At 44.3% G+C, this 5,491-nt stretch carries 4 protein-coding genes; 3 read left to right on the top strand and 1 reads right to left on the bottom strand.

The annotated features are described in order from the left end of the window. Positions 1-97 precede the first annotated feature (97 nt). Positions 98-1,006: a DMT family transporter gene (locus E1163_RS02870; RefSeq protein WP_155169263.1), complete on the bottom strand. Its 909-nt coding sequence runs from the start codon at positions 1,004-1,006 to the stop codon at positions 98-100. 281 nt (positions 1,007-1,287) lie between these two features. Between E1163_RS02870 and E1163_RS02865 the strand changes: the two genes are divergently transcribed. The 3 genes from E1163_RS02865 (at position 1,288) to E1163_RS02855 (ending at position 5,474) form a co-directional block, all read left to right on the top strand. Beyond that, positions 1,288-2,217 (top strand): LysR family transcriptional regulator, encoded by a 930-nt coding sequence (locus E1163_RS02865; protein WP_155169261.1) that lies wholly within the window; start codon positions 1,288-1,290, stop codon positions 2,215-2,217. Positions 2,218-2,726: 509 nt separating this feature from the next. Then, entirely contained in the window at positions 2,727-5,021 is a 2,295-nt protein-coding gene (locus E1163_RS02860) for an FdhF/YdeP family oxidoreductase (RefSeq protein ID WP_155169259.1), read from the top strand. Positions 5,022-5,024: 3 nt separating this feature from the next. Beyond that, positions 5,025-5,474 (top strand): energy transducer TonB, encoded by a 450-nt coding sequence (locus E1163_RS02855; RefSeq protein ID WP_155169258.1) that lies wholly within the window; start codon positions 5,025-5,027, stop codon positions 5,472-5,474. Positions 5,475-5,491 lie beyond the last annotated feature (17 nt).

Here is a 5,491-nt window from a genome sequence, read left to right as displayed (position 1 = left end):
AAAAAAACAATAATTAATGTATTTGCGGAAGCTAATATCGCAGAAGTGAGAAAACTTCACCAGACCCGAAGGCCTGGTAAAGTTTATCAACCAATGGTCAAACCCTTTTGGGCTTGAGTCCGAATACACCAAGTTTCAATACATTATTGGCGATCATCAGTCCGGCGAGGATGCAGATGGCGCCAAGAATGGTCTCGATGGAAATAGATTCATCGAGAAAGGTTACGCCCAGCACTACACCGAAGATCGGGAGGAGGTAAGTAACCATAGACAGAAACGATGCACTCGTATTTTCAATGATCCTGAAATAGACCACATAGGCAATGGCAGTCCCGAATACGGCAAGGATCAGCACGGAGCCTAATGCATTAAATGATATGGCTGCAAAATCCAAAGGGCCGTCCATCCATAGTGAGAAAGGGATCATATAAACCGATGCGATTAATAATTGAGAGGCCGGTGCGTGCATGGGAGGAGTTCCCTTCAGATATATTCTGGTGTAGACCATACCCATTCCATAACTTGCAGCCGCCAGCGTGATGGCAAAAATCCCCCAAAAGGAGGCCTTAATGTCTGAAGTGAAATTGGGTGACAGCAACACGATCAGGCCAATAAAGCCAAGGACCGTTCCGGCTATTTTTTGAACATTCATCTTTTCATCGGCAATCATGAAGTTGGCCAGTACTACCGTGAATAATGGTGTGAGCCCGTTAAGTATAGAAGCCAAAGCACTATCGATATAGACCTCTCCCCAACTGATCAGAATGAAAGGCAGCGATTGGGCAAAGAACCCTGTAATGGCCACATGCTTCCAGAATGATGCGGATTTTTTGAATTTAGAGCCGCTTATCAGCAAGAAGATATACAGTGTTATGGCGGCAAGCACTATTCTCGAAGCCGCCAGGGTGATAGGAGGTATTTCTGCAACGGCCACTTTGATAAACAAAAATGATGGCCCCCACATGGAGGCCAATAGCAATAGCAGAAGTATATTTTTAATTCTCATCAAATCCTATTTATTAAAAAGTGATAAAGCGATGTTGTGGTTTTTCTCCTGCTTCAAATAGCAATGCCAGGCAAAATCATCAGCCTTACACAGGTCTTGTTGTTTTTTTGTTGTTGATTTTACATCGTTTTCAATGCAGTAGCAGTTTGGTGTTAGAGTAAGTGCCTTCATGTCGTAATATTGTTTTTGATGTACCCAAGTTAACGGCTTGCATTTTTGCGGGTTCTATTAATACGATGAATTTAATTTCTTATATTTATGAAAATAATTAATACATAAAAATGGAGGTACGTCATCTTAAATTGGTAAAAGAGGTGGCCGATAAGGGTAGCCTTTCAAAAGCCAAAGACAGCTTGTTTTTGTCGCAGTCAGCATTGAGCCATCAGTTAAAAGAAGTTGAAAGCCAGCTTGGTGCACCATTGTTTCATAGAGTAAATAAAAGGCTTGTACTGACCGGTGCAGGGAAAATAGTACTGGAGTCGGCCGAGCGAATTCTTAGTGAATTGGAGCAAACCGAGATCTCGGTAAAAAAATATGTGAGCGGCGACAGAGGGTCATTAAGAATGGCCACTGAATGTTATACCTGCTACCACTGGTTACCCTCGCTTATGGTGGATTTTAATAAGGAATTTCCTAATGTAGATATTGAAATATTACCGGAATATTCCAACGATCCTGTTACCCATATTCTTGAAGGGAAACTTGACCTCGCCGTAGTAAGCGGCAGGGTGGATAACCCGAATGTGAAGCTTACAGAGCTGTTCACCGATGAGCTACTCGCCCTTGTGCCCTCTGACCACCCATGGACAAAAAAGAAATATGTACAGGCACAGGATTTTGCTGACGAACGTATAATTATCCATTCTCTGCCTATAGAGACTGTAACATTATACAGAAAGCTGCTTATCCCGGAAAATGTACAGCCGAAGAAGGTTATCCCTATACAAATAACAGAGGCCGCGGTAGAAATGGTAAAAGCGGGAATGGGAGTAAAGGTATTGGCGAAGTGGATCATTGAACCTTATCTGCACGACAAAAGACTCGCAGTGGTGCCAGTTACGCGAAAAGGGCTCTTCAGAACGTGGTATGCCGTAACCATCAACAGACCGGATACTCCCCAGTACCTGATGAATTTTATGGAACATCTACGCTGCAATATTGCCGGGGTTTGTAAAGGGTGCCAGGATGCAACCACACCTTGTGTGAAATAATGACTTTTCTTTAGTTAAGGCTACTCTATGCATACAATTTCACGTGTGCATAAAGTAGCCACAATTTAGAGGGCATTCCGATAAGGAAAGTCTACGGCCAACTGACAATTCAAATAACTGTTAACATCCCACCAGCCGCAGAGAGCAATGTGCCCCAGGCAGAATGCAACATCCTTAATCAAGTTGATGCTTAGTAAGCGCAATCCCAGCCCTGAAAGGGCACCATCTATCAGCAAAAGGTGCAGCCTTTTGTAAGAATACACATCTGACCAAAAGGCCTGAAAGGCTGAAATTATGCTGCCTGAAGATACTACCAGGGACAGTCCCGCTTTGCCGAACCGAACTCCCGGAAGTTAAGCAAGCCATGATTTAGTTTTGATAGCGTCCTAAATAAGCCTGGCTCAGGTAGAAAGATACTCCAGCGGAGTAGCTTAGTAAGGGGAAGACCTTGGCCAATAGTGCCGATTGTTTTAACTTAGTAAGTAACTATTACACGGTACTTTTTAGATATGTCTGACCCCGCGAAAATCAAGGCCCAACCACCGGAAAAACATACCGGCATTAAGTTGACACACCCGCAAAAGCTGGCAGGGGGAATACCTGCAGTGATCTCTTCCATGAAGCATGTTTACGGAGAAGTAGGTGTGATTGAAGGGACTAAGACCATGTTGAAGATCAACCAGTTTAAAGGGTTTGATTGTCCGGGTTGTGCCTGGCCCGATCCTGATAAGGAAAGGTCCGTCGTGGAGTTTTGTGAAAATGGGGCCAAAGCAGTGGCCGAAGAAGCCACAACCGCCCGCGTAGATGCAGCATTTTTCAGAAAGCATGCTGTAGAAGAATTATCCCGCTGGTCTGACTATGAGATTGGTAAAAGTGGCAGGGTAGTGCAACCCATCATATTAAAGGAGGGTAGCACACATTATGAACCCATAAGCTGGAAAGATGCCTTTAGCACTATCGGCAAGCAGTTAAATAAACTTCATTCCCCCGATGAGGCTATATTTTATACCTCAGGAAGAACCAGTAATGAAGCAGCATTTTTATACCAGCTTTTTGTAAGGCAGTACGGTACCAATAACCTGCCCGACTGCTCTAACATGTGCCACGAATCCAGTGGTTCAGGTTTGTCAGAAACGGTAGGTATAGGCAAAGGCTCGGTGAAACTGGAAGATTTTTATGAGGCCGAAGTTATCATGATCATAGGCCAAAACCCAGGTACTAACCATCCCCGGATGTTAATTGCTTTGCAAAAAGCAAAAGAAAATGGCGCTAAGATCATCACCATCAACCCTCTGTCCGAAGCCGGGCTGATCAGATTTAAGCACCCACAAAAGCCGCTGGATATGATCGGGAGTGGTACAAAGCTGACCGATCTGTTTTTGCAGGTTCGTGTTAATGGCGATGTCCCCTTGCTCAAAGCAATGCTCAAGCTGTTGCTTGAAAGGGAGAAAGCTGCTCCGGGCACTGTACTTGATCATGAATTCATTAAAAACAGTACCAGCGGTTATGAAGAGCTGATCGTTGATCTTGAGAAATATAGTCTGGATGAGCTGATAGCCCAAACTTCTGTTTCAAGGGAGAAAATTGAGGAGGCCGTTGACCTGCTCGCCGGGAAAAAGAAAATTATTGCCTGCTGGGCCATGGGGCTTACACAGCATAAAAATGCTGTTGACAATATCAGGGAAGTAGTCAACCTGCTGCTGCTCAAAGGAAGTATAGGAAAACCCGGAGCAGGAACCTGTCCCGTTAGAGGCCACAGCAATGTGCAGGGTGACCGTACCATGGGAATCTGGGAAAAACTAAAACCTGAATTTGGGCAAAAGCTGAAAGAAGTTTTCAATTTTGAGCCACCGCAAAATGAAGGGCACGACGTAGTAGGAGCTATTAAAGCCATGGCAGAGGGAAAAGCAAAGTTCTTCTTTGCTATGGGGGGCAACTTCCTCTCCGCTACCCCGGATACCGAGTTAACGGCTAAAGCCCTGGAGCAATGTGACATGACCGTACACGTCTCCACCAAGTTAAACCGCAGCCACCTGGTACATGGCAAAACTGCCTTGATCCTTCCATGCCTGGGTAGAACCGAACTGGATGTGCAGGAAAGCGGGAAGCAATTTGTGACCGTCGAAAATTCCACCGGCGTAGTGCATCAATCCAGAGGAGGAAAGACCCCGGCCTCTGAGCATCTGCTGAGTGAGCCAAAAATAGTGGCTGAGTTAGCGAAAGCTACCCTGGGAAATAAGAGTAGTGTAGATTGGGATCACCTCGTTTCCAATTATGACAACATCAGAAATGTTATTGAGCAGACCATTCCGGGCTTTGATAACTACAATGATAGAGTGAGAAAACCGGGCGGCTTCTACCTGCCCAACGGAGCCCGGGAGGGCGATTTCAAAACCCTGACCGGCAAAGCCAACTTCACCATCAACAAAAATCCCGAGCACAAACTAGCCGATGATGAATACCTGATGATGACCATCCGCAGCCATGATCAGTACAATACCACCATCTATGGCCTGGATGACCGCTATAGAGGCATACTCCACGAGAGACGGGTGGTGCTAATGAACGAAAAAGATATCAAAGAGGCAGGACTAAAGCCAGAGCAGGAGGTAGACCTGGTAAGCAACTACGATGATGAAAAACGTATCGCCAAAAACTTTTTGGTGATCCCTTATGATATCCCTTCACATTGCATAGGCACATATTTTCCGGAAGCCAATGTATTGATTCCATACAATCATTATGCACATACCAGTAAAACACCTATTTCTAAGTCAGTGGTGGTGAAGGTGGAGAGGAGGTAGTGTATGAAAGGGTTAATAATAGGTTGCTTTTGTTTGTTTTCCTTTTGTTCGTATGGTCAGGTAAATAAAAAACTACAAGGTAACATAGTTATACAGAACGATAAAGTCTTGTCAGATACAACATCTGCGCAGCCAAAAGGAGGTTATGAAAAGCTTTACAAATACTTTGATAAGCGATTGAAATATCCGCCATCCGTCAAAAGAAAAGGAATTAAAGGGAAAGTATATGTAGAATTTTTTATAAACAAAGACGGCACTGTAGGAGAAGTACGAACCTTATCACAAGAGGAACTGCAAAAAACATATTTAGGTTATCAGGACGGACTTATTTTTGATGATAATTGTCATTCAGCAGTGAGGGTTTTGGTGGAGAATATGCCAAGATGGAAGCCTGCAATGGCTAATGATAAGCCTGTTAAGCAGAGAGTAATGCTTCCTGTTTTTTTTCGGTAATAATAGGTTGTCTCCGT

Origin of the sequence: Fulvivirga kasyanovii (assembly GCF_009711405.1) — a bacterium.
GTDB classification, from domain to species: domain Bacteria; phylum Bacteroidota; class Bacteroidia; order Cytophagales; family Cyclobacteriaceae; genus Fulvivirga; species Fulvivirga kasyanovii.
The sequence above is the reverse complement of the archived record's forward strand: the minus strand, read 5'-3'. Positions and strand labels throughout refer to the sequence as shown.